The 23,361-nt window shown below is 63.6% G+C and carries 20 protein-coding genes and 1 tRNA gene; 14 read left to right on the top strand and 7 right to left on the bottom strand.

The genetic code is table 11. From position 1 onward, the window contains the following. Positions 1-67: 67 nt before the first annotated feature. Complete coding sequence (locus tag ACYVHT_RS01970) at positions 68-2,404, bottom strand: endonuclease (protein WP_460547398.1); 2,337 nt, start codon at positions 2,402-2,404, stop codon at positions 68-70. A 176-nt stretch (positions 2,405-2,580) separates the two neighbouring features. Between ACYVHT_RS01970 and ACYVHT_RS01965 the strand changes: the two genes are divergently transcribed. Beyond that, positions 2,581-2,886, top strand: a complete 306-nt coding sequence (locus tag ACYVHT_RS01965; protein WP_460547396.1) for a rhodanese-like domain-containing protein — start codon at positions 2,581-2,583, stop codon at positions 2,884-2,886. A 129-nt stretch (positions 2,887-3,015) separates the two neighbouring features. Here ACYVHT_RS01965 and ACYVHT_RS01960 read toward each other — a convergent pair whose 3' ends face one another. The 4 genes from ACYVHT_RS01960 to ACYVHT_RS01945 all read right to left on the bottom strand — a co-directional run bounded on the left by ACYVHT_RS01960 (position 3,016) and on the right by ACYVHT_RS01945 (position 7,421). Further along, entirely contained in the window at positions 3,016-3,789 is a 774-nt protein-coding gene (locus tag ACYVHT_RS01960; RefSeq protein WP_460547394.1) for an alpha/beta hydrolase, read from the bottom strand. Between the two features lie 233 nt (positions 3,790-4,022). Further along, positions 4,023-5,960: a RecQ family ATP-dependent DNA helicase gene (locus tag ACYVHT_RS01955; RefSeq protein WP_460547392.1), complete on the bottom strand. Its 1,938-nt coding sequence runs from the start codon at positions 5,958-5,960 to the stop codon at positions 4,023-4,025. A gap of 131 nt (positions 5,961-6,091) precedes the next feature. After that, complete coding sequence (locus tag ACYVHT_RS01950) at positions 6,092-6,346, bottom strand: DUF1294 domain-containing protein (RefSeq protein ID WP_460547390.1); 255 nt, start codon at positions 6,344-6,346, stop codon at positions 6,092-6,094. Positions 6,347-6,623: 277 nt separating this feature from the next. After that, entirely contained in the window at positions 6,624-7,421 is a 798-nt protein-coding gene (locus tag ACYVHT_RS01945; RefSeq protein WP_460547388.1) for a hypothetical protein, read from the bottom strand. Between the two features lie 600 nt (positions 7,422-8,021). Here ACYVHT_RS01945 and ACYVHT_RS01940 point away from each other — a divergent pair. Then, on the top strand, positions 8,022-8,921 hold the full coding sequence (locus ACYVHT_RS01940; protein WP_460547386.1) for a COG4315 family predicted lipoprotein: 900 nt from the start codon (positions 8,022-8,024) through the stop codon (positions 8,919-8,921). Positions 8,922-9,100: 179 nt separating this feature from the next. Next, the gene (locus ACYVHT_RS01935) at positions 9,101-10,618 is read left to right on the top strand and encodes an arylsulfatase (RefSeq protein WP_460547384.1); all 1,518 of its coding nucleotides are present in this window, start codon (positions 9,101-9,103) and stop codon (positions 10,616-10,618) included. A 154-nt stretch (positions 10,619-10,772) separates the two neighbouring features. Here the strand turns inward: ACYVHT_RS01935 and ACYVHT_RS01930 are convergent, their stop codons facing one another. Beyond that, positions 10,773-11,432: an ABC transporter ATP-binding protein gene (locus ACYVHT_RS01930; protein ID WP_208177435.1), complete on the bottom strand. Its 660-nt coding sequence runs from the start codon at positions 11,430-11,432 to the stop codon at positions 10,773-10,775. A gap of 137 nt (positions 11,433-11,569) precedes the next feature. Between ACYVHT_RS01930 and ACYVHT_RS01925 the strand changes: the two genes are divergently transcribed. From ACYVHT_RS01925 to ACYVHT_RS01915, 3 genes are all read left to right on the top strand, one after another. Then, positions 11,570-12,733 (top strand): glycoside hydrolase family 113, encoded by a 1,164-nt coding sequence (locus ACYVHT_RS01925; RefSeq protein ID WP_460547381.1) that lies wholly within the window; start codon positions 11,570-11,572, stop codon positions 12,731-12,733. A 114-nt stretch (positions 12,734-12,847) separates the two neighbouring features. After that, positions 12,848-14,044, top strand: a complete 1,197-nt coding sequence (gene sucC, locus ACYVHT_RS01920) for a succinate--CoA ligase subunit beta (protein WP_460547379.1) — start codon at positions 12,848-12,850, stop codon at positions 14,042-14,044. Between the two features lie 149 nt (positions 14,045-14,193). Beyond that, positions 14,194-14,268 (top strand) — tRNA-Arg (locus ACYVHT_RS01915). Between the two features lie 93 nt (positions 14,269-14,361). Here the strand turns inward: ACYVHT_RS01915 and ACYVHT_RS01910 are convergent. Continuing rightward, positions 14,362-14,790, bottom strand: a complete 429-nt coding sequence (locus ACYVHT_RS01910) for a DUF4296 domain-containing protein (protein WP_460547377.1) — start codon at positions 14,788-14,790, stop codon at positions 14,362-14,364. A gap of 36 nt (positions 14,791-14,826) precedes the next feature. Here ACYVHT_RS01910 and ACYVHT_RS01905 point away from each other — a divergent pair, with 36 nt between their 5' ends. From ACYVHT_RS01905 to ACYVHT_RS01870, 8 genes are all read left to right on the top strand, one after another. Continuing rightward, complete coding sequence (locus ACYVHT_RS01905; protein WP_460547375.1) at positions 14,827-15,729, top strand: DUF58 domain-containing protein; 903 nt, start codon at positions 14,827-14,829, stop codon at positions 15,727-15,729. Between the two features lie 139 nt (positions 15,730-15,868). Further along, positions 15,869-16,741 (top strand): hypothetical protein, encoded by an 873-nt coding sequence (locus ACYVHT_RS01900; protein WP_460547373.1) that lies wholly within the window; start codon positions 15,869-15,871, stop codon positions 16,739-16,741. A 90-nt stretch (positions 16,742-16,831) separates the two neighbouring features. Further along, entirely contained in the window at positions 16,832-17,854 is a 1,023-nt protein-coding gene (locus ACYVHT_RS01895; protein ID WP_460547371.1) for a vWA domain-containing protein, read from the top strand. 179 nt (positions 17,855-18,033) lie between these two features. Then, complete coding sequence (locus tag ACYVHT_RS01890) at positions 18,034-19,194, top strand: hypothetical protein (protein WP_460547369.1); 1,161 nt, start codon at positions 18,034-18,036, stop codon at positions 19,192-19,194. A 108-nt stretch (positions 19,195-19,302) separates the two neighbouring features. Next, entirely contained in the window at positions 19,303-19,971 is a 669-nt protein-coding gene (locus ACYVHT_RS01885) for a YggS family pyridoxal phosphate enzyme (protein WP_460547367.1), read from the top strand. 129 nt (positions 19,972-20,100) lie between these two features. Further along, entirely contained in the window at positions 20,101-21,264 is a 1,164-nt protein-coding gene (locus tag ACYVHT_RS01880) for a lysophospholipid acyltransferase family protein (RefSeq protein WP_460547365.1), read from the top strand. A 197-nt stretch (positions 21,265-21,461) separates the two neighbouring features. Beyond that, complete coding sequence (locus tag ACYVHT_RS01875) at positions 21,462-22,436, top strand: alpha/beta hydrolase (RefSeq protein ID WP_460547363.1); 975 nt, start codon at positions 21,462-21,464, stop codon at positions 22,434-22,436. A gap of 278 nt (positions 22,437-22,714) precedes the next feature. After that, positions 22,715-23,278, top strand: coding sequence for a phasin family protein (locus ACYVHT_RS01870; RefSeq protein ID WP_460547361.1), 564 nt, complete (start codon positions 22,715-22,717; stop codon positions 23,276-23,278). Positions 23,279-23,361: the final 83 nt, after the last annotated feature.

Here is a 23,361-nt window from a genome sequence, read left to right as displayed (position 1 = left end):
CGTTCAGCGCCAACAAAAAGCCCCCGGTCTTGCGGCCGGGGGCTTTTCAGGTTATCGGCAATAAGGATTACTGCACCACCACGCGGCCGGTGTACTCCAGGCCGGCGCACTGCACGCGCACGGCGTAGAGGCCGGCGGGCAGGCCACGCAGGTCTACCTGCGTAGCCTCGGTGGCGCTGAGCTGGGCGGTGCGCTGGCGCACGGCGCGGCCCAGCATATCGAGCACCTCCACCGTGGCGGGGCGGGCGCCCGACTGGCCGGGCAGGCGCACCTGCACGGTTTCGGAGGCCGGGTTGGGGTACAGCTCCAGGCTGTTGCGCAGCACCGAGGCGCTGCGGGTAGCGGCCGGAATGAAGCAGGCCGTGCTGGTGTAGCTGCCCACGCCGGCATAGTTATCGACGCCGCCGGCGCTCCAGGTGGCGCTGCCGTAGGGGCCGTTCCAGCGGCCGCCCTGGCTGGTGGTGGGCTGGCGCACGAGGGTGTTGTTGAGGGTGGAGCCGCCGGGCACGGTCCACTCGGTGGGGCGCTGGCCCACCACGCCAATCACGTCGAGGGTATCGGTGCCATCGAAGAGCACAATGGCGTCGTCGCCGTTGAAGAAGGCCACGCTGCTTTGCAGGTCGGTCTGGGCGGCCACGCCGGCATCGGTCACGCCGGTGTTGGCAATCACGTACACGTCGCCGGGCGCGATGGTGCCCGTGAGCGGCTGCGTGAAGGTGGGCGTGGTGGCCGCGTTGGCGTACAGCACCACGCTCTTGCCGGCCAGCGGCATGGGGCTCAGGGTGGGGTTATAAATCTCCAGCACCTTGGTGTTGCCCACGTTCGACTCCACGTACTGCGAGAAGTAGGGCTTGGTGCAGGGCGCGCCGGCCGGGGGCGTGTCGTCGTTGAGAATGGTGAGCGTGTGCGTGCTGGGCTGGCCCACAATGATGGTGCTGTTGGAGGGCGTGCCCAGGCGCAGGCGCACGGTTTCGTTGGGCTCGTAGGTCACGTCGCCGTTCACGGTCACCGTAATGGTCTGGGTGAGGGCCGTGGCGCTGAAGGTGAGGCTGGTGGTGCCGAGGGTGTAGTCCGACGGCGTGGTGGCGGTGCTGTTGGCCGCGTCCACGCTCACCGGCACGGTGAAGGTGCCGGTGGGCAGGGTGCCGCTGGCGGTCACGGTAGCCGTGTAGGTGCTGGTGCCGGTGTTGCCTTCCGTGATGCTGCCGGTAGCCGCCGCGAAACTGATGGTGGGCGCCGGGCCGTCGTCGTTGGTGATGGTGAGCGTGTGGGTGCCGGGGCTGCCCACGCTGTTGCCGGTGCTGGGGTTGGTGAGGGTCAGAATGACGGTTTCGTCGGCTTCGGGCTGGGTGTCGCCGTTCACGGTCACGGTCACTGTCTGGGAGGTGCTGCCGGCCGGGAAGGTCACGGTAGCGGGCGAGGCAAAGGTGAAATCGGTGCCGTTGGTGGCCGTCGAGTTCGTGCCGTCCACGTTCACCTGCACGGTGGTAGCGGTGGTGGCGGCGGGCGCCAGGTTCAACGTGAAGGTGTAGGTGCCGGTGCCGGTGTTGCCTTCGGCAATGGTGCCGGCGGCCGTGGCAAAGCTGAACACCGGGCCGGGCGGCGTGAGGCCCCAGGCAATGGCCACGGTTTCGGGGTGCTCGATGTAGGGGTTGTAGTTGCCCTGGCTCACGGCCACGCGGCGGTTGCGCTCAATCTCGTGGGCATCCACCGGGTCGGCCAGGTGCCAGGCGTAGAGCGTGTTGATGTCGGCGATGGTGTTGATGTTGTTGTGGCCGGTCGCAATCAGGTCGGGCTGATTGGCGTGCATCGTGTAGAAGTAGAAGATGGAGCGGGCCACGTTGCCCTTGTGGTCTTCGCGGGGCTCAAACTGGGTGTTGGTGTCTTCGCTCCACTCGGCCAGGTTGGCGGTCGGAATGGTGTTCTGGCTCACCAGCAGGCGCATCCAGGTCTGGGTCTGGGCATCCGGAATGTCGGCGTAGGGGTCCGAGCCGCGCAGGTTGTTCCAGGTGTCGTAGGTGGGGTAGAGGTGGTGCATGTCGGAGCGCATGCGCACCGTCTGGTTGAACCACGACTGCGGCACCGTGTGCTCGCAGTTGATGCGGTTCACGGTGGTGGTGCTGGTGTTGGTGGTGCTGTAGGGCACGGTTTCCTGGTAGCCCGAGTACACGCAGGTTACCAGGTTGTTGTAGTTGTCGGCGTAGTTATACATCTTGCCGCGGGCCGTGGCGTAGCTCAGCTCCACGCGCTTGCCGTCGTACCAGTTGGTGCGGTACCAGTCGCGCAGCGTCACGCCCGAAAGGTTGGCCGGCGCGGCGGGGGGCATGGGCGGCGCGGTTTGTGCGTGCAGCGCGGCCGGCACCAGGGCCAGCGTGAGCAGCAGCGAAGAGAAAATATGTTTCATGGGAAGAAACGATAAATGGAGGATGGGAATAATAAACCAGGCCGAAGCGAACTACAAAGGTACGGATTGTGCCGCACGCCGGTAACGGCTCCGGCGTTACGAAACCAAGAACCCTTCGGCCGTACTTTCGCCCCACCAAGTCCCGGATTCCCCCAACCCTAAGCCCCCTCAACCTCATGGCCGACATCACCCCCGCCGAACTCCTCCAGCGCCAGCAAGCCGGCGAAACCCCCACCATCATCGACGTGCGCGAGCCCTGGGAGCACGAAGAAGCCAGCATGCCCGGCACCCAGAACATTCCCCTCGGCACCCTGCCCGAAAAGCTCGACGACCTCGACGAGTGGAAGAATCAGGAAATCATCGTGCACTGCAAGAGCGGCGCCCGCTCGGGCCAGGCCAAAGCGTTTCTGACGCAGCAGGGCTTCAGCAACGTGCGCAACCTGCTGGGCGGCTACATGGCCTACGCGGCGGAGAAGAAGTAGCGGTACGGCAGCACCAGCACGTCTTGCCGAGCGCAGCCGCAGCATCGCTGCCGCAAAGAGTAACCCCGGCAGCGATGCTTCGGCTGCACTCAGCAGAACGTTTTTAGTAAAAAGACAGAGGCCCCACCGCTACCGCCCCAGCAAAAACTGCAGGGCCAGCGGCACGCGCTTCTTCCATGCCGCCTCGCTGTGCGCCGCGCCGGGAAAGCTGCGGCTTAGCCAGGTTTGCTCGTCATAGCCGTGGGCGCGCCCCACGCTGTCCACCCGCAGTTGGTGGGGGGCATACCACGCGTCCAGCGTAGCGGTGCCGTGGTCAAAATACAGCCTGGGCTTCTGGTGGCGCGGCAGTTTCCTGTTCAGGTACTGCACCATCGCCTCGGTAAAAACCGGCGAGTTTTCCTGCAGGCTCAGCGGCCAGTGCGTGGAAAAGCAGGCCGCCCCACCAAACACTTTCGGGTATTCCAGCGCCGCGTAAAGCGAAATCAGCCCGCCCATGCTGGAGCCGGCCACGAAGGTATCGGCCCGCTTGGGCGAAGTCTGGAAATGCCGGTCGATGTAGGGCTTCAGCTCTTTCACTATGAACTTCAGGTAGGCATCGGCCCGCGGCGGGCCCGGCCGTTCCTGCTCCAGTTTGGTGCGCTCGGCGGCTGGCATGGTGGCGTAGGGCGTTGCCGGCGTGTATTCCGGAAAGCGTTGGGCAGTATTCCAGATGCCTACCACAATGCACGGCCGGATGCTGGAACCCAGTGCTGCCACGGTGCTATCCACTTCCCAGGCCACGCCACCGTAGGCGGTTTGGGGGTCGAAGAGGTTCTGACCATCGTGCATATACACCACGGCGTAGCGCGTGCCGAGTTTGGGGTAGCCTTCGGGCAGCCACACATCCACCTTGCGAGTGTGCACTATTAAATCTTGTTTAAGCTCTCCAACGAATCGGGAAGACACAAGCAGGTGCTCGATGCGGCCGGGCGCTTGGGGGACGGGCACAGTGGCGCTGAAAAGGGGAGCGAACAAGGACAGCGCAGCCAGGCGGGCTAGTTTCATAAAGGGAAATGTAGCGACGCATACTTGCGTCTCGTCGTTGAACGGCTGGCCTTGGGCGAAGCCCTCAGGCGGCGAGACGCAAGTATGCGTCGCTACGGCAGCACCAGCTTTCCATCGGCCGCATAGGCCAGCTCGCCGCGGTCCACCAGCTCGCGCACGGCCGCCGTCACGGCCGCCGCATCCCTGGGCGGAAACCGGGCCAGCAGCTCGCGTGGCGACAGCGCCTCCAGCCGCACCTGCGCCAGCAGCGGCTCGCGCCAGGACGGCGCCTGTTCCGCCGCCTGGGCCGCTTTCTTCTCAGCCAGGCAGATGTCGCACACCCCGCACCGCGCCGGGTCGATTTCATCGAAATAGGTGAGCAGCAGAATCTGGCGGCAGCGGGTGCCGCTCAGGTACTGGCCCACGGCGTTGGTTTTGGAGCGGGCCAGGTCGCGGGCGGCCGTCATCTTCACCTGGTCAAGGGGCAGCTTGGCGGCGTCGAAGCGCGGCGTGGTGAACATGGCCTGCGGGGCCTCCTGCTTCGGCTGGTAGTGCAGAATGCCGGCCGTGTGCAGGTAGCGCAGCTGCTGGCGCACTTCCACCACGCTGCGGCGCAGGTGCGTGGCCAGGGCGTTTTCCGAAATGGTCTGGAAATCCGAAAACAGCTCGCCGCCGTGCAGGCGCAGCAGCGCTTTTATCAGCAAATCGTGCTGGGCATTGGCCACCTGGAAGGCGTACAAATCCTGGTGGTTCAGGATGAGGTGCACCCGTGCCGGCTGGTTCACGGCCTCGTTCAATTGCACGAAGCCTTCGCGCTGCAGAATCTTCAGCGCGTTGTGGGCATCTACCGCCTTGATGCGGTAGGTTTCGGCAAACTGCTGCATGTCGAACTCGAACGCGGCCAGCTCGCCGCCGCCCACCGCCGTGCGCGAGTAGTTGGCCAGCGCCTGGTACACGCGCTTCACCGTATCCAGCGGCGGAAACGACTGGTTGGTGCGGCGGCGCAGCTCGTCGGCATCGTTCGGCCCGGCCAGCAGCACGGCAAAGGCAAACAGGCCGTCGCGCCCGGCGCGGCCGGCTTCCTGGTAGTAGGCCTCCAGCGTATCGGGCGCGTCGAGGTGGGCCACGAGGCGCACGTCGGGCTTGTCGATGCCCATGCCGAAGGCGTTGGTGGCCACAATCAGGCGGGTTTTGTCCTGAATCCAGTCCTGTTGCACCTGGGTGCGCTTCTCGGCCGGCAGGCCCGCGTGGTAGGCCGCCGCCGCAAACCGGTGCTGCTGCAAAAAAGCCGCCGTGTCCTCCGTCTGCCGCCGGGTGCGGGCGTACACGATGCCGGTTTTGCCCGGCCCCACGCCGCGCACCACTTCCAGCAGCCGGCGCAGCTTGTCCTCGGTGTGCAGCACCGAGTACGACAGCTTGGGCCGCGCAAAGCTCTGCCGAAACACCTGGCCGCTGGGGCCAAACTGCAGCTTCTCCACAATATCGGCCTGCACCTGCGCCGTGGCCGTGGCCGTGAGGGCAATGACCGGCGTGCCGGGCGGCAGCTTCGCGCGCAGCTCGGCAATGCGCAGGTAGGGCGGCCGGAAATCGTAGCCCCACTGCGAGAGGCAGTGCGCCTCGTCCACGGCCAGCAGGCCCACGTTCATCTTCGCCACCCGCACCTGAAACAGCTCCGTAAGCAGTCGCTCGGGCGACACGTACAGGAATTTCACGCTGCGGCCGTACACGCAGTTGTCCAGCGCGTGGTCGATTTCCTGGTGGCTCATGCCCGCGTAGATGGCCTCCGCTTTCAGCCCGCGCTTGCGCAGGTTGTCCACCTGGTCCTTTATCAGCGCAATGAGCGGCGACACCACAATGCAGATGCCCGGCCGTGCCAGCGCCGGCACCTGGAAGCAGATGCTCTTGCCGCCGCCGGTGGGCAGCAGCGCCAGCGTGTCGTGCCCCGCCAGCACGGAGTTGATAATATCCTCCTGGCCCGGCCGGAAGGCCGCGTGGCCCCAATGCTCGCGCAGCAGCGCCAGGGGCGAGGTTTCGGTAGGGGAGGAGGGCATAGGACGAAGGTACAAAATCGACTCAGCCGCACCACGAATTACCGGTTACTGCCGCGAGCGTAGCGCAGCGTGACTCGCGCCAGTGGAGGGCGCGCAGGCCCCATCTCCCCGCCTGCAGCCATCTGCCCCGGCTAAAACTTTGCCTGGAAAAAGGGCCACATAAAATACAGCGCCGCCCCTTGCAGCAGCGTCAGCACCAGGGTAATGCTCCAGAAAGCGGCTTTGCGGTTTTTATGGTGCAGCAGCCAGATGGCCGCCCACGCGCCGGGCGCTGCGCCCGGCAGCGTGGCCAGGTGCAGCGTTTTTTCGGCAATGCGCCGTTGGCCTCGTTGGGCTTTCCGCTTGTCCAGGGTGAAGAGCAGGAAGCACAGGAGATTGAAAAACAACAGGCAACTCAAGAATATTGGCATGGTGTGGACGGCGGGCCTTTCGGCTTCGGCTGTTTCGGGTTTCGGCCCGGGGGCCTGCGCTGGTACTTGCCGGTTGGGCGCGTGTAAAAAGGACGGCGGAAAACGAAGCCCTAGTAGTCCGGCAGGCGAAGATTGCACCGGCGGGGCCGCAAATTACCGAGCCGCGTTCCGGGTGAACGTAAACGAGGCAGCCGCCCACAAAAAAGCCCGGCACCTTACGGCGCCGGGCTGGCAGAAATGGGAAAGAAAAGAATTAAGCAGCCACTTTCACGCCGTTCTCACGGTCGTCGATGGCTTTGCGCAGCTTGGCGATGGCCTGCACGGCGCGCTCCTCATCGAGGCGGTTGATGTTGAGCAGCATCTTGGTTTTCTCCGGGCGGGTAATCACCGGGTGGTTCAGCAGGCGGATGATTTCCTCCTTCTGCGAAGCCGTGGCATACTGCACCGGGGCAACGGCAGCCTCGGCCACTGCGGCGGGAGCCTCGGCGGGCACCACCTGCATGGCGGGCACTGGCTGGGCCGGGGCCGCTACCGGCGCGGGAGCAGTGGTGGGCGCGGTAGCCACGTTGGTGTTATAGTCCATTTCCTCGGCGGGGGTGGGCTCGTAGCCGGCAGCGCGGATAATCCAGGCCAGGCAGTTGCGGTAGGCTTTGCCGATGGCGCGGGTCTGGGCCATGCTCATGATGGCAAACTCCTGGTAGAATTTCTTGCCGCTCTCCTTGTTCGAGCACACGGCGAAGCCAGCACCCACCGTGGTGCCGTGGCGCAGGTCGAAGAGCGTCACTTTGGCCTGGTACTTCATTTCCTCGGGGCTGCTCACGTTGATGACATGCTCCACGATGGGCACGATGCCCAGCCGCGAGCCGGCGTACTGCCAGCCCTCCACGTTCACAAACTCCTTGCCCTGCACATTGGTGGTCAGCTTGTTGTCCTTGATGAACTTAGCGAGGTCCTTCGCCAAATCCAGCGTTTCGTCGGAGCGGGCAATATCGTAGCTCTCGGCTTTAACTTTTTTGGTAATGTCCTTGGTGGTTTTGGTGGCCTCGTTCATGGCGGTTCTGTTGTTAGTACGTCCAGCTAATGTTCGTGTCTATAACCCAAAGGTAGAAAGAAACGTGCCAGAAAAGCCAAAAATATTGGTAAATTTTACTGCTGTATATCAGTTAATTAAAAGCATTGGTAAAAATTTTTAGATTTTGACTTCGGCTAATTTGATTGGTAGCGGGTGGTTTCGGCTTAATCGTTAGCAATTGCCGGCCCGGCGCGCCGCCCGGCCCGGCCTGCCCGGGCAGGTGCCCAGGGCCGCCCGGCCCCGTCCGCCAATTTTTACCATGCCCGACACAACCCTTTGCCTGCCCGCTCCGAGTAAGCAGTGGTAGCCCCCGACACCGGCGGCAGCGCCCGGCTCGCGACCGGCGCTATGGCAAGGTGCCCGGCCGGCTCGTGGCCGGATAATGGAACGTCGGCGCCGACTTTCCTTGCCCGCTCACGGCCGGCTATCCAATTCCGTTTCCCTGTTTCTGACTGGCCGGCTCCTGCAGCCCGGCCCAGCCACCCTGCCCCGACGGCCCGCCCGGCCGGCTCCGGCCGCTTTGTGCCCGTTTTTTCCGGGGCCGGCCGCTATTCCATCACCTTTCTTCCCTGCTTAATCATGGCAACCCTCCCCAATTTTCTGTTGAAACGCGTCGGCTCCCTGGGGCTGGCCCTGGCCCTGCTCGGCTCGGTTGGGCTGAGCATTACCGGCTGCAAAAAAGACTCCACGGAGCAAATCGACCAGGATGCCGTGGCCAATGTGAAAGTGGCCACCTCGGCCACGCTGGGCCCCTACCTCACCGATGCCAACGGCAATACGCTCTACATCTTCGCCCGCGATGTGGACGGCACCAACGCCTGCACCAGCGCCACCTGCATGCCGCTGTGGCCCGTGTACTACGAAGCCGACATCAAAGTGCCCAAAGCCCTGAATGCGGCCGATTTCGCCACCAAAACCACCACCGACGGCCGCCAGCAGACGACCTATAAAGGCTGGCCCCTCTACTACTACGCCCCGGCCACGGGCGGCGTGTACACCCGCGAAGCCCCCGGCGCAACCGGCGGCAATGCCATCGGCGGCATCTGGCACGTGGTGAACCCGAGCTACGGCGTGGCCCTGGCCAGCAAAACGGTGGAGGACAAGACCACGCACGTTGTGGCCAGCAAAACGTTTCTGGTAGATGGCAAAGGGCGCACGCTGTACTACTTTGCCAAGGACAACACCAGCCCCGGCACCCAGCCCACCAACTGCACCAGCGGCTGCGCGGCCATCTGGCCGGCCTTGTATATGAGCGCGCCAGCCGTGCCCTCCACGCTGCGGGCCACCGACTTTGCCACCATCACCCGCGACCCCAGCACCACCACCGGGCCCTACGGCACCACCACCAGCACCCGCGAGCAGCTCACCTACAAGGGCCACCCGCTCTACTACTACGCCGGCGACAATGCCACCCGTGGCCACGTGGAAGGGCATAACCTCAACGATTCCGGCGACTTCTGGTTTGTGGCCGCGCCGTGAGGCCCGGCGGGGGCGCCAGCCCGGCAACGGCGGCGCCCCCGCCGGGCCCCGGCCCCGCTACCCGCTGCCTTGACACTAACGCCGGGTTTTCACTGCCTGAGCACGTCCTGCCCGTTGGTGGGCAGGACGTTTTTTTGGGCGTATGCAGGACGGAGCAGGATGCTGCGCGGCGGTGAAGGATGGAGCTTCGCTTCTCCGCGTTTGCCGCCCGCCGGGTGGCCGTGAAACGAGAGGCTAACCGACCCGCTATGACATACGGAAAACTGCTGTTGCTGCTGAGTGTGCTGGGCTGTGTCGCTTTTGCACAAACAAGGCCCCGCGCCCGACGCCCGCCCAATCTTGTTTTCATTGTGGCCGACGACCTGGGCTACGGCGACATCAGCTGCTACGGCCAGCAGCGGTTCAGGACGCCCAACATTGACCGGCTGGCCGCCGAGGGCATGAAGTTTACGCAGGCCTACGCGGGCACGGCGGTGTGCTCGCCCTCGCGCTCGGCCTTGTTCACCGGCCAGCACACCGGGCACACGCCCGTGCGCGGCAACCTGGCGGTGAAGCCGGAAGGGCAGTACCCGCTGCCCGATTCGAGCGTCATCATCCCGCAGCTGCTGAAGCAGGCCGGCTACGCCACCGGCTGCTTCGGCAAATGGGGCCTGGGCGGCCCCGGCACCAGCGGCGACCCCGTGAATAAGGGCTTCGATGAGTTCTTTGGCTACAACAGCCAGACGCTGGCCCACAATTACTACCCGTACTACCTGTGGCACAACCGGGAGAAAGTGCTGCTGCCCGAAAACCGCGGCGCCCGCTCCGGCACCTACGCGCCCACGCTCATTCACCAGAAAACCCTGGAATTTATCGAGCAGCATAGAAGCGAGCCGTTTGCCGTGTTCGTCACCACCGTGATTCCGCACGCGGAGTTGGCCGCGCCGCCGGCCTACATGCAGCGCAACATCGGAAAATTCGGTCCCGAAAAACCCTACATCGGTCCCGATACCAGCGCGCCGGGCTTCGCCAAATCGGGCCCTTACCTGTCGCAGCCCTATCCCAAGGCTGCCGCAGCGGCCATGGTGCAGGTGCTCGACGACCAGGTAGGCGACATCATGCGCAAGCTCAAAGCGCTGCATCTGGACGAGAATACGCTGGTCATTTTCACTTCGGACAATGGCCCTTCGCCTGAGGGCGGCAAAGACCTGGCCTATTTTAACAGCAGCGGCGGGCTGCGCGGCGCCAAGCGCGATTTGTACGAGGGCGGCATCCGCGAGCCGTTCATTGCCCGGTGGCCCGGCCGTGTAAAAGCCGGCGCCGTGAGCCCGCAGCTGGTGGCGTTCTGGGACCTGCTGCCCACGTTCACGGAGCTGGCGGGCGTGAAACCCCCGGCCCGCATCGATGGCTTTTCGCTGGTGCCCACGCTCACCGGCCAGGGCCGGCAGCAGCAGCACCCGTATCTGTACTGGGAGTTCTATGAGCAGGGCGGCAGCGTGGCCGCCCGCCTGGGCAAGTGGAAAGCCGTGCGCCTGAACATGGCCGCCACGCCCACCGGCCCCATCGAGCTGTATGACCTGGAAAAGGACCCCGGCGAAAAGCACGACGTGGCCAAGCAGCAGCCGGAATTACGCACGCGCTTCGAGCAGATTTTTGCGAAGGAGCACGTGCCGTCGGCGGTGTTTAAGTATCAGCCTAAGAAAGCCGGCGACGAGTAAATGGCAAGTGTAGAAAGCTATAGAAAAAGAATGTCATGCTGAGCGCAGCCGAAGCATCTCTACCGCGTAACTATTCCTTTCGATTGGATTGCGTTACACGGTAGAGATGCTTCGGCTGCGCTCAGCATGACGGTCTGGTATTCTCTATTTGACTTTACCCGCCTTCCAGAATGTGGCCGTCGCGCATCACAATCTTGCGGTCGGCCATTTCGGCCAGCTGGTCGTTGTGCGTCACGATGACGAAGGTCTGGCCCAGCTCCTTGCGCAGCAGGAAAAAAATCTGGTGCAGCTCCTGGGCGTTTTTGGTGTCGAGGTTGCCGCTGGGCTCGTCGGCGAAAATGATTTCGGGTGAGTTGATGAGCGAGCGGGCCACCGACACGCGCTGCTGCTCGCCGCCGCTCATTTCGCTGGGCTTGTGCTCGGCGCGGTGCTCCATGTTCATCATGGCGAGGAGCTCGCGGGCCCGCACGCGCACTTCTTTTTCGGTGCGGCCGGCCAGGTAGGCGGGCAGGCACACGTTTTCGAGGGCCGTGAACTCGGGCAGCAGGTTGTGAAACTGAAAGATGAACCCGATGTGCCGGTTGCGGAACCGCGCCAGGTCGTTGCGCCCCAGCGCGCTCACCAGCTCGCCATCAAAAAGCACCTCGCCCGAATCGGGCGTGTCGAGCGTGCCCAGAATGTGCAGCAGCGTGCTCTTGCCGGCCCCCGACGAGCCCACGATGCTCACGATTTCCGACTTTTCAATCGTCAGGTCAATGCCCTTGAGAACGTTCAGGGAATTATAGCTCTTATGAATGTTGATAGCTTGCAGCAACGGCGGGCAATGATAGACGTGAATAAATGCGGGCAGCAACAAAGCTACGCACAATCCGGGCGGAGCCTACCGGCCCTATACGCAACTTTGCCAGGGATGGGGCTTCGCCCCGGCCGCCAACCGAAATGATTTCAGTCATGCTCACTACTTTTTGCTTCCGGCACCGCTTTGAGGCCCTGCTGGCCCTGGGCGTGCTGGTGCTGGCAGGCGTGGCTAAGCTGGGCAGTAGCTGGCTGGATGCCCCCCACGAACGTAGCCTGGCAGCGCAAAAAACGGAAGCTACAGGTACCGGGCCCTGGCAGCAACAACGGCCGGCGTACCCACGGGCCGACAGCGCGCGCCTGCGCGGCGTGAACTGGGTGGCCGGCGATTCCATCACGGCCGCCGACATGGCCCCGCTGCTGCGCGACCACGTCCGCTGGATTGCCCAGATGCCCTTCGGCTGGCAGGCCGATGCTGCCGCGCCCGCCATTCGGCTGAATACCGGGCGGCCCGCTGGCCGGCGCGGCCTGTGGGGCGAAAGCGACGCCGGCCTGCGCTACACCGCCCGGCTGGCGCGGCAGCACGGCATCCGCACGCTGCTGAAGCCGCACTTGTGGGTGCGCGGGCGCGGTGCCTGGCCCGGCGACATCAACATGAGCAGCCCGGCCGATTGGAATACCTGGTTTGTCAATTACTCCGGGTTCATCCTGCACTACGCCGCACTGGCCGAAGCCCAGCAGTTCGACGGCCTGTGCATTGGCACCGAGCTGCTGCACGCCACCGAGCCGGCCCACGAAAAGGCCTGGCGCCGCCTCATCAAAGCCATCCGCAAAACCTACCACGGCCGCCTCACCTACGCCGCCAACTGGAGCGGCGAGTACGAGCAGATTCGCTTCTGGGACGCGCTGGACTACGTGGGCATTCAGGCGTATTTCCCGCTGAGCACCGCCAGCAGCCCGCCGCTCGATACGCTGCTGCGCGGCTGGCAGCCGCATCTGCAGCGACTGGCCCGGTGGCAGAAAAAGGTGAAAAAGCCCATCGTCTTCACCGAAGTAGGCTACAAAGCCACGCCCGATGCCGCTGCCCGGCCCTGGGAGTGGCCCGAACGCATGGCCACCGCCGCGCCCGACGAAGCCACCCAGGCCCGCTGCTACGAGGCGCTGTTCCGGGCCTGCTGGGGCCAGCCCTGGCTGGCGGGCACGTTCATCTGGAAGTGGTACCCGGGGCTGGCGGCCGATGGCCCGGCCCGCCGCCACGCCGATTTTACGCCCCAGCACAAGCCCGCCGAGGCCGTTTTGGCCCGGTGGTACGCGCAATAACGCGGGCGGGGTAGCACAATCACGGCGCGAAGCCGTACTTTCGCGCCGGTAACTGCTGCCACCCGGCGGCAGAAGCACCGGTTCGACCAGCATCACCACCCCTTTACTGTTTTTATGAACATTCACGAATACCAGGGTAAGGAAATCCTGAAAAAATACGGCGTCCGCATCCAGGAAGGCATCACCGCCGACACCCCCGAGGAGGCCGTAGCCGCCGCCGAGAAGCTGACCGCCGAAACCGGCACCAGCTGGTACGTCATCAAGGCGCAAATCCACGCCGGTGGCCGGGGCAAAGGGGGCGGAGTGAAGCTCGCCAAAGGCATCGACAAAGTGAAGGACATTGCCAGCGAAATCATTGGCATGCAGCTCGTGACCAAGCAAACCGGCGCCGAAGGCCGCAAGGTGCATAAGGTGCTGGTGGCCCAGGACGTGTACTACCCCGGCCCGTCGGAAACCAAGGAATACTACATGAGCGTGCTGCTGGACCGTACCAGCGGCAAAAACGTCATCATCTACACCACCGAGGGCGGCATGGACATCGAAGAGGTGGCCGAGTCGCACCCCGACAAAATCCTGAAGGAATTTGTGGACCCCGCCGTGGGCCTGCAGGGCTTTCAGGCCCGCAAGATTGCCTTCAACCTCGGCCTCGAAGGCGAGGCGCAGAAGGAAATGGTGAAGTTCGTGACGGCCCTCTACAAGGCCTACGACGAGACGGACTCCAGCATGTTCGAAATCAACCCCGTGCTGAAAACCTCGGACAACAAAATCCTGGCCGTGGACGCCAAGGTGACGCTGGACGACAACGCCCTCTACCGCCACAAGGATTTCGTGGGCCTGCGCGACCTCAACGAGGAAGACCCGCTGGAAGTGGAAGCCTCGAACAACAACCTGAACTACGTGAAGCTCGACGGCAACGTGGGCTGCATGGTGAACGGCGCCGGCCTGGCCATGGCCACCATGGACATCATCAAGCTGAGCGGCGGCGAGCCGGCCAACTTCCTCGACGTGGGCGGCGGAGCCAACGCCCAGACCGTGGAAGCCGGCTTCCGCATCATCCTGAAGGACCCGAACGTGAAGGCCATCCTGATTAACATCTTCGGCGGCATCGTGCGCTGCGACCGGGTGGCCAACGGCGTGGTAGAAGCCTACAAAGCCATTGGCGACATCCGCGTGCCCATCATTGTGCGCCTGCAAGGCACCAACGCCGAGGAAGGCGCCCGCATCATCGACGAGAGCGGCCTGAAGGTATCATCGGCCGTGCTGCTGAAAGATGCCGCCGCCCGCGTGAAAGAAGTGCTGGCTAACGCGTAATTACGGCGTCAGCTGGTTCTGAATCAGAGCGAAAAACCCTCCGGCCCCGGCCGGAGGGTTTTTTTGCGCACGCCGGGCAAGCAGAAAAATGACCGGACAATTTGGTACGCTTCGTTTTTACGGCTACTTTTGCAGTCCTATCAAGTACCGGTGATGTCGTACAACGGATAGTATGAGAGTTTCCGAAGCTCTTGATTTAGGTTCGATTCCTAACATCACCACCACGAAAAAGGCCGTCAGTAGTTTTGCTGGCGGCCTTTTTGATTATCAATAAGTTGGCTTCAGCGATGCAGCCCGCCCGGGCGGGGAGAGCCGGCTTATTTCGCTCCGTCGCCGGCCCATTTCTTATTTGCTGCCTCTACTGAGTCGCGGGCGGCGGCGGCGGGGTCGAGCTTGTGCTGCCGGGCCGTGAGCGTGTCGATAACGGCCGCGTAGATGTCGTGCAAATCCTTGCCGTGGACGCCGTAGTAGCGGTAGCTGCGATGGAAAGCGGAGTCGGATACTTCGTGCCTCCAGAGCAGGGCTTTTTGCTGGGCCAGAAACAAGGCGCGGGACGAATCGGTGGTGAGGCGGCTGCTTTCGACGCGGGCTTCCAGCTCGTGCAGGTCGGCCAGCAGCGGAACGAGCTTCTCTTTGGGGAGCAATCCGGCCGGCTGCGGCGGGTTTTCGGGCGTTTGGCAGGCAGGCAGGGCCAGGGGGAGAACGGCCAGCGCCAGGCCCAAACAACGATGACGGAAGTTTTTCACGCCGCAAAGTTACGTTCGCACCGTAGCTTCGCCCACATGAATCCCTCCGTGCCCCCGGCTCTCACGGCACTGGTGCGCCGCCTGCGCCACCTCGAAATCCGCATCCGCAAGGCGGTGGAGGCCCAGCTGCAGGGCGATTTTCACTCCGTGTTCAAGGGCACGGGCCTGGAATTCGACGACGTGCGCCTTTACCAGTATGGCGACGAGGTGCGCGCCATCGACTGGGCCGTGTCGAGCAAGGGCCACGGCACCTTCGTGAAAACCTACAAAGAGGAAAAAGAGCAGCAGGTGCTGGTGCTGCTCGACGTGAGCGGCTCGCTGGACGTGGGCGACGGCCAGCGCCGCAAGCTCGACGTGGCCCGCGATATTGCGGGGCTGCTGGCGCTGTCGGCGGCCCGGCAGGGCTCGGCGCTGGGCCTGTTCGCATTCTCCGACCAGAAGGAGCTGTATTTGCCGCCGGCCAAGGGCCCCCGGCCCACCTATGCGCTCATCAACCGGCTGTTTGCGCTGGTGCCGGCCTCGGTGCGCACGGGGGTGGGGGCGGGCATCCGGCAGGCGCTGGGCCTGCTGAAACGCCGCAGCCTGGTGGTGCTGGTGTCCGATTTTATCGACGGCAACTACGAGCGCGAGCTCACCATGCTGGCCCAGCGCCACGACCTGATTGTGGTGCAGCTGCTGGCCCCGCGCGAGCGGCAGTTTCCGGCCCTCGGCATTGTGCCCCTGCGCGATACCGAAACCGGCCAGACGCGCTGGGTAAACACGGCCTCGGCCAGCTTCCGGGCCAGCGTGGAGGCCACCGCCGACCGGCGCGAGGCCGAGCTGGTGAACATCTGCCGCCGCCACCGCACCGGCTTCCTGGCCCTGAGCACGGAGGGCGATTTCGTGCCCCAGCTCGTGAATCTGTTTCGTCACCGCCGTCAGATGGGTCGCCGTGGGTAAGCAGAATAGCAGCGGGGTTCATTCCCGGCACGTCATGCTGAGCTTGTCGAAGCATCTCTCCCGCGCAAGTAATCAGGTTTACTGCTGCGGGAGAGTTGCCTCGGCTGCGCTCAGCATGACGGCCTTATTGCTCATAAGTTTGCTGCCTCTCAATGCCAGTGCCCAATCTGCCCCGCCCATCCCCCAGGGCCGCTTCCTGAAGCAGACCGTTCTCATCGGCGAGCCGCTCGACTATGAGCTGCGCTACGCCCACGCGCCCGATTTGGAAGTGGTTTTTCCGGACTCGCTGGCGAAGTTTACGCCGTTCGAGTACGCCGGCAAGACGTTTTTTCCGACGCGCACGCGCAATGGCATCAGCGTTGACCGCGCCATTTACCACCTGCGCACGTTCCGGCTCGATTCGGTGCAAGCCCTGGCCCTGCCCGTGGCGGTGCTGCAGGGCGAAGACACCCTTAGCATCCTGCCGCCGGCCAGCCGCGTGCGGCTGCGCCGCACCACCGCGCCGTTGCCTGCCGGCACTGCGCAGCTGCCAGCTCTGCGTCAGAACCTGGCCCTGGTGCCGGTAGAGCCGGTATTTAATTATCCGTACTGGATTGCGGGCACGCTGGTGCTCTTCATGGTGCTGGGCGGCAGCGCGGCCTTGTTTCGGCGGCGGCTCACGCGGCGCTACCGGGCCTACAAGCTGCGCAAAAACCACGGCTATTTCCTGGCGCAGTTTGCCCGGCACGTCGAGCGGTTTGAGCTCTCGCGCTCGGCCACCAACGTGGAGCGCGCCGTGGTGCTTTGGAAAAACTACCTCGCCCGGCTTGAGAACAGCGACCTGAATTCCTTCACCACCCGCGAGCTGGTGGCGTATTTTGAAAACGACAGCGACGTGCGCAAAGCCCTGAATGCGACCGATAAAGTAGTGTATGGCAACCTGCAAAGCGAAGATGCTGCCGAGGTGGACCGCGCCTTCCAGCGCCTGCGCAGCTTTGCCGAGCGGCGCTACGCTTCGCTTAATGAGGAATGAGGAATGAGGAATGAGGAATTTGAGCTTTATATGCCAATTCTTCATTCCTCATTCTTCATTCCTCATTGAGGAAACTACCTTCGCGCCTGCTTGAACGACTTTTTCAACCTCCTGCGCTACACCACGCTGGCCAGCTACCAGTGGCAGCAGCCGCGCCTGCTGCTGCTCATTGCGGCGGTGCCGCTGCTGTTTTTGCTGCGGCGGCTGCTGGCGCGGCGGTGGGCGCGGGTGGCCGTGGCCTTCGCGCCCGGCCCCGTGCGCCGCGACTGGACCGCCGCCCTGCGCTTTGTGCCCGAGGTGGTGCTGGGCCTGGCCCTGAGCTTCGGCATTGTGGCGCTGGCCCGGCCCCAGCGCACCGACGAGCGGGTGGAGCAGTCGGGCCGCGGCATCGACCTCGTGCTGGCGCTGGATGTGTCGGGCTCGATGGAAATTCAGGACCTGCGCCCCAACCGCCTCGAAGCCGCCAAGCGCATTGCCGCCGACTTCCTGAAAAGCCGCGCGGGCGACCGGCTGGCCCTCATTGCCTTCGCCGGCGATGCCTACTCGCTGGCTCCCCTCACCACCGACTACGACCTGCTGCGCGAAGACCTCGCCAGCCTGCGCATTGGCCTGATTCAGAACGACGGCACGGCCATTGGCACGGCGCTGGGCGTGGCCACCAACCGCCTGCGCGAGTCCACGGCCCGCTCGCGGGTGGTCATTCTGCTCTCGGATGGCGAAAGCAACGCCGGCAGCCTCGACCCCCTGCTGGCCGCGCAGCTGGCCCACGCGTTTGGCATCCGCATCTACACCATCGGGCTGGGCAAGGACGGCTTCGTGCCCTACGGCCAGGACTCGCTGGGCCACGTGCGCTACGTCGATACGCGGCTTGATGAAACCACCATGCGCCAACTCGCCGCCGCGGCCGACGGCCGCTTCTTCCGGGCCACCGACAACGGTGCATTGCGCGAAGTGTTCAGCCAGATTAACCGCCTCGAAAAGTCGGAAATCAAGCAGCTGCGCTTCCGCAATACCAAGGATTTTTACCGGCCGTACCTGTGGCTGAGCATCGGCCTGTGGCTGCTGTGGCTGCTGCTGAAAAGCACGTTCCTGAGCAACCCGCTGGAAGATTAGCGCCCCCGGTTGCGGAGCCGCCGCGCCGCGCGGCTACTATGTTGCGCAGCAGGCGTCGTCATCGACAATAGCCATTGAAATATTGGCTGCCGGGGCTGATGGCAAGGCCCTGAGGGCCTACTTTTGTTTAGGCAGCCCGACGCTACTTCAATTCTATTCCTCCGGGCCGTCTTTTTCCCATGAACAAAAGCCTGTTGGCTCTCGGCGTGGCGTTGCTGGCGCTGTTTGGCGCCTTCTCTGCCCGCGCGCAAGGCCACCTCATGCGCGTGCGCCTCACCGATGGCGCGGCCACCCTCAACGCCAACCTGCCCCGCGACTATACCGACCGGACCTTCATCAAGGGCCTGGCCATGTACCGCAACAAGATTGAGGACCTCACCGGCTGCCTCATCCTGCTCGAAGACCGCGACAAGGCCAGCATCATCGGGCAGTACATCAAGCCCGGCGAGCCGCCGCTGCGCAACCAGGCGCTGGCCGACGTGCTCTACAGCTCCAAAATCAGCACCGCCTTCAAGATGAACGGCAGCTACATGGTGGCCTCGGTGGCGGCCAGCCACGCCTCCATCGTGGAGCTCATCATCACCGACATCGGCGGCGTGCTGGTGCCCGAAACCGCCGTGCCCTACCTCGACATTTGCAAGGCGGCCAAAAACGTGGCTCCGGAGCTGAAAAAGCGCATCTACTACATCCGCTCGGCCAAGCTATCGAGCGTGCACAGCCGCGTGTACCAGGAAGTGGGAACCGAAATGGGGGTGTCGGGCACGGTGTTCAGCTCGGGCGGCAAGGTGTACAGCAGCTCCGACCAGTTCAAGACCGACTACGTGGTGAGCGTGGACCTGGTGAGCCTCAACAACCTGCTGCTCACCAAGAGCTGCGACAACCTCATCAGCAGCAACGAGCTGGCCGGCCGCCTGCAATCGGACCGGGCCCGGCAGGATGCCGACCGCGCCGAGCAGGAGCGCCGCCAAAAAGAGAGCGAGCTGAAAGCCGCCAAGGCCGAAGCCGACGAGCTGAAGCGGAAAGTGGCCGAAATTCAGGAAAGCCTGAAAAAGCAGGCCGTGACGACCGACGAGTACCGCCACCAGGTAGAAGGCCTGCGCCGCGACCTGGTGACCGCCCAGCAGCGCGTCAACCAGGTCAACATCGAGTTTAAGCAGGTTGAAAACAACACCAAAGTGGTGGTGGCCAACTCCGAGCAGCAACAGCAGCAGCAAACCAAAACCACCGCCGCCACGGCCGCGCCGCTGGTGCAGAAATCCGACGTAAACGTGATTTCGGAGGTGAAAAACCTCTCGGAAGAGGAAGTGAAGAAGATGGGATTCAAGGAAGTGAAGCAGTAGGGGCGGGGCCTGCCCCCGCCCGCCGTTGAACGAAACCGTTGAAACGATGCAGGCGTCTGGGCGGGGGCAGGCCCCGCCCCTACATCGTTCAAATTTTAACGCATACCCATGTCCATCGCCGATAACATCCACCGCATCAACGCCGAGCTGGCCGGCACGGCCGCCCGCCTCTGCGTGGTGACGAAAACCCACCCCGTCGAGAAGCTGCAGGAAGCTTACGACGCCGGCGCCCGCTGCTTTGGCGAAAACCGGCCCCAGGAAATGGCCGCCAAGCAGCCCCAGCTGCCGGCCGATGTGGAGTGGCACCTCATCGGCCAGCTCCAGACCAACAAGGTGAAGCTGCTGGCGCCTTTTGTGCACACCATTCAGAGCATCGACAGCGCCAGGCTGCTGCGCGAAATCAACAAGCATGCTGCTGCTAACAACCGGGTTATCAACGGACTGCTGCAGTTTCACATCGCGCAGGAAGAAACGAAATCGGGCCTCACGCTGGCCGAAGCGGAGGAAATTCTCGCATCAGACGAGTACCACCAGTACCAGAACGTGCGCCTCACCGGCGTGATGGGCGTGGCCACCTTCACGCATGATGAAGCCCGGCTACGGCAAGAGTTTCGGCAGCTGCGCGGCTATTTTGAGCAGCTGAAAAACACGTATTTCGCCACGGATGAGGCCTTCCGGGATATTTCGATGGGCATGAGCGGCGACTACCCGCTGGCCGTGGCCGAAGGCAGCACGCTGGTGCGCGTGGGCAGCGCCATTTTCGGCAGCCGGGGCTGAATCAGCCCGCGCTGCGAACCGCGGCGTTAGCCTCCGCGTCCGCTGCAGTAGCCGGCGTCAGAACCTGCTGCCGCGCACAGCGGTAGAAATTCGCCTATCTTCCGTCCCTCGTCTGCTGCATTTCCCACCATGCCCGCCACCACCGCGTCTTCGCCACCACCGCCGGCCATTGTGGCCAATCAGCACATCTACAACGACTATTTCGAGGAGGACTTTACCCGAACCGTCGACGAGAACCTGCTGCAGCTGCTCGACCGCGTGTGGTTTCGCTCCGAGCTGGTGGGCTTCGAGGATTTTCCGCAGCGCAACAACCCCGACCGGCCCCTGATTTTTGCCAGCAACCACTCCGGCATGGCCTTCCCCTGGGATGCCATCGTGGCGCTGTCGCACCTGTTTCGCTACCTGCCCAGGCACGAGCAGATGAGCGACCTGCCCCGCCCGCTCTCGGCCCCGCTGCTCTCCCAGACGGCCCTGATGAACCCCTACCTGGTGAAGGATTTCTGGAAGAAGTGCGGCTGCGTGGATGCCACCACGCTGAACTTCGAAACCATGATGTACTACCAGGACCACAACCTGATGCTGTACCCCGAGGGCGTGCCCGGCATCGGCAAAGGCTTCAACCGGAAGTACGAGCTGCAGCGCCTGGCTACCAGCATGGTGCGCCTGGGCCTGCAGCACGGCACCGACATTGTGCCCTTCTACACCATCAACGCCGAATACCTCAATCCCTACGCCTACAGCGTGGATTGGATAAACAACCTCACCAAGAAAATCGGCATCCCGTTCCTGCCGCTCACGGTGCTGCTGCTGCTGGTGCTGGTGCAGCCCTGGGCCTTCTACCTGGCGCTGCCGGCCAAGCTGATTTTCGTGATGGGCACCCGCATCCGCCCGTCCGACCTCACCACCAAAACCACCGACGAGCTCACCCGCGAAGAGTACCTGGCCCTGAGCGAGCAAATCCGCCAGCAGATGCAAACGGAGATGGACGCCGCCGTAAAAACCTACGGCCAGAAGCCCTACCGTTGGGGCGAGCTGTGGCAGCGCATGAAGGAAAACCGGCGCTATTTCCCGTTTTTCCTGCCCTTCGCCTGGCCCGCCATGTTCACCGAGTTCGAGCGGCTGTATGTGAAGGAAGGCCGCCGCAATTTCCGCATGCAGCTCGACAAGCCCGGGGCCTGGCTGCGCATGCTCTGGCGCAATCCCATAACCCTGGCCTATTTCATCCCGTTGATTGGCTGGATTCCGCTGGCTATCAAAGGCTACAAAGGCAATAAGCTGGGGCAGAAGCCGTAATAGAAGAACGAATAAAAGAATGTCATGCTGAGCGCAGTCGAAGCATCTCGCATGTGGTAGTAACTCAATTGTTGAAAAAGAGAATTACCATTGCACGCGAGATGCTTCGACTGCGCTCAGCATGACGTTCTAAAGATGCGCTGACGTTCTGCTGCCTACCAGCTCCCCACCCTCCCGCACTCCCCAAATCCCACCCAATGCCCTCGTTTCAACACCTGCTGCTCAAGCAGTTTCTTGTAGCAGCGGCCGTGCCGCTGGCGCGCCGCAAGCCCAGCGTAGGCGCCATCCGGCTGGCCATGGAAGCCGGCGCGCTGTTTCAGTTCATGCCCTGGCGCGTCAATCTGGAGAGCTTCCGGCTCGATAATCGGCTCGAAGCCGAGTGGCTGCGGCCGCGCGCCGCGCATCCCGGGCGGGTGCTGCTCTACCTGCACGGCGGCGGCTACGTGCTGGGCTCGCTCAATACCCACCGCAGCCTGGTGGGCAGCCTGGCCCTGCGCTGCGAGCTCAACGTGCTCACCATCAACTACCGCAAAGCGCCCGACCACCCCTTCCCCGCCGCCCTCGACGATGCCCGCCGGGCCTACCGCTGGCTGCTGCGCCAGGGCTACCAGCCGCACGACATCGTGGTGGGTGGCGACTCGGCCGGGGGCGGCCTGGCGCTGGCCCTGCTGCTGGCCCTGCGCGATGCCGGCGAGGCCCTGCCCGCCGCCGGCATCGGCCTCTCGCCCTGGACCGACCTCAACCTGCCCGTCAACATCCTGCGCCGCGTTTCGCAGGAAGAAACCCTGCTGCTCGAAGCCCTGCAGATGCGGACCTGGGGGCCGCTCTACGCCCACAAAACGGACCTTTCGCATCCGCTGCTTTCGCCTTCGCAAGCCGATTTGCACGGCCTCCCACCACTGCTCATCCAGATTTCCACCGCCGAAGTGCTCTACGATGACGTGGTGAAATTTGCCCGGAAAGCCCGCGCTGCTGGTGTGCCCGTCACGCTGCAACCGTTTGAGGGGCTGGTGCATTGGTGGCATTTGTTCTGGCGTGTGGTGCCGGAGGCCCGGCAGGCCCTCGACCAGGTAGCCAGCTTTCTGGCGCAGCTATGGGCGGTCCAGGCAAAGGCGAAGCCGACGCTTCCCGTAGCGGAGCGCCGCAGCGTTTCGCGTCGCCGGGCCGCTTAGGTACATTCGTCTCTACCTCGTTCTCATCATTCGTTTCTTCAGAGAATGAATGCCACGATTCAGCAAGGCTTGGATTGGAGTTTCCAGAAAAATAAATCCTCATTCGGATGATTTTGAGCCACTTTTCGAAAAAACCGGCGTACATAGCTCCACTATATTGCGTTGCGTTTGTAGGTTTGTACCGAAAATAGTCGGCTTGCATACTAATTGATAAACGCAACCTGCTTTTCATCAGAATCTTACCCTTTTTTCTTTTCACTCCAACCCATTCCTTCACCATGGAAGATTTGTTTAAAAAGTTCGTTAATGCTGGCGTGGGTTACATCGCCCAGGGCAGCAAATCGGTTCAAAGCACCATCGACAAGCTGGTGAAAGACAACAAGATGACCCAGGCCGAGGGCAAGAAAATTGTGGACGACCTGCTGAAAAGCGGCGAAACCAAGCGCGCCGAGCTGGAGAAGCAATTCCAGGGCCTGCTGGAGCGCGCCAAAAGCACGGTGGGCCTGAGCGATGCCAAGCCCGCCGCCAAAGGCAAAGCCGCCGGCAAGAAGCCCGCCGCTGCTCCGGTTGCCAAAACGGCCGCTGCCACCGCCAACAGCGTGGCCAGCAAAGCCGCCGGCACCGTGAAGAAAGTAGCCGACAAAGTGAGCGCCGCCGCCGATTCGGCCCAGAAATCGACCGCCGCCAAAGCGGCTGCGGCTGCCAAGCCCGCCCCGAAAGCTGCTGCCAAACCAGCCGCCAAACCCGCCGCCAAACCCGCCGCCAAGCCTGCCACCAGCAAGCCGGCTGCCAAGAAAGCTGCGCCTGCCGCGTCCGCCGCACCGGCCGAAGGCAACGCATAATCCACGCATCAGCGTAGCATGAAAACCCCGCTTGCCCGGTGCAGGCGGGGTTTTTTAACGTTGCAAACTGCCGGCGCCTGCTT

This window comes from Hymenobacter daeguensis (assembly GCF_054780555.1).
Note: the sequence above shows the minus strand (reverse complement) of the source record. Positions and strands in the feature narration are given on the sequence as shown.

Coding starts and splice junctions, on each gene's coding strand:
- ACYVHT_RS01890 (WP_460547369.1), top strand. CDS start 18,034: ATGAACAAAAGCCTGTTGGCTCTCGGCGTGGCGTTGCTGGCGCTGTTT.
- sucC (WP_460547379.1), top strand. CDS start 12,848: ATGAACATTCACGAATACCAGGGTAAGGAAATCCTGAAAAAATACGGC.
- ACYVHT_RS01965 (WP_460547396.1), top strand. CDS start 2,581: ATGGCCGACATCACCCCCGCCGAACTCCTCCAGCGCCAGCAAGCCGGC.
- ACYVHT_RS01935 (WP_460547384.1), top strand. CDS start 9,101: ATGGAGCTTCGCTTCTCCGCGTTTGCCGCCCGCCGGGTGGCCGTGAAA.
- ACYVHT_RS01940 (WP_460547386.1), top strand. CDS start 8,022: ATGGCAACCCTCCCCAATTTTCTGTTGAAACGCGTCGGCTCCCTGGGG.
- ACYVHT_RS01905 (WP_460547375.1), top strand. CDS start 14,827: ATGAATCCCTCCGTGCCCCCGGCTCTCACGGCACTGGTGCGCCGCCTG.
- ACYVHT_RS01875 (WP_460547363.1), top strand. CDS start 21,462: ATGCCCTCGTTTCAACACCTGCTGCTCAAGCAGTTTCTTGTAGCAGCG.
- ACYVHT_RS01955 (WP_460547392.1), bottom strand. CDS start 5,960: ATGCCCTCCTCCCCTACCGAAACCTCGCCCCTGGCGCTGCTGCGCGAG.
- ACYVHT_RS01970 (WP_460547398.1), bottom strand. CDS start 2,404: ATGAAACATATTTTCTCTTCGCTGCTGCTCACGCTGGCCCTGGTGCCG.
- ACYVHT_RS01885 (WP_460547367.1), top strand. CDS start 19,303: ATGTCCATCGCCGATAACATCCACCGCATCAACGCCGAGCTGGCCGGC.
- ACYVHT_RS01880 (WP_460547365.1), top strand. CDS start 20,101: ATGCCCGCCACCACCGCGTCTTCGCCACCACCGCCGGCCATTGTGGCC.
- ACYVHT_RS01925 (WP_460547381.1), top strand. CDS start 11,570: ATGCTCACTACTTTTTGCTTCCGGCACCGCTTTGAGGCCCTGCTGGCC.
- ACYVHT_RS01870 (WP_460547361.1), top strand. CDS start 22,715: ATGGAAGATTTGTTTAAAAAGTTCGTTAATGCTGGCGTGGGTTACATC.
- ACYVHT_RS01945 (WP_460547388.1), bottom strand. CDS start 7,421: ATGAACGAGGCCACCAAAACCACCAAGGACATTACCAAAAAAGTTAAA.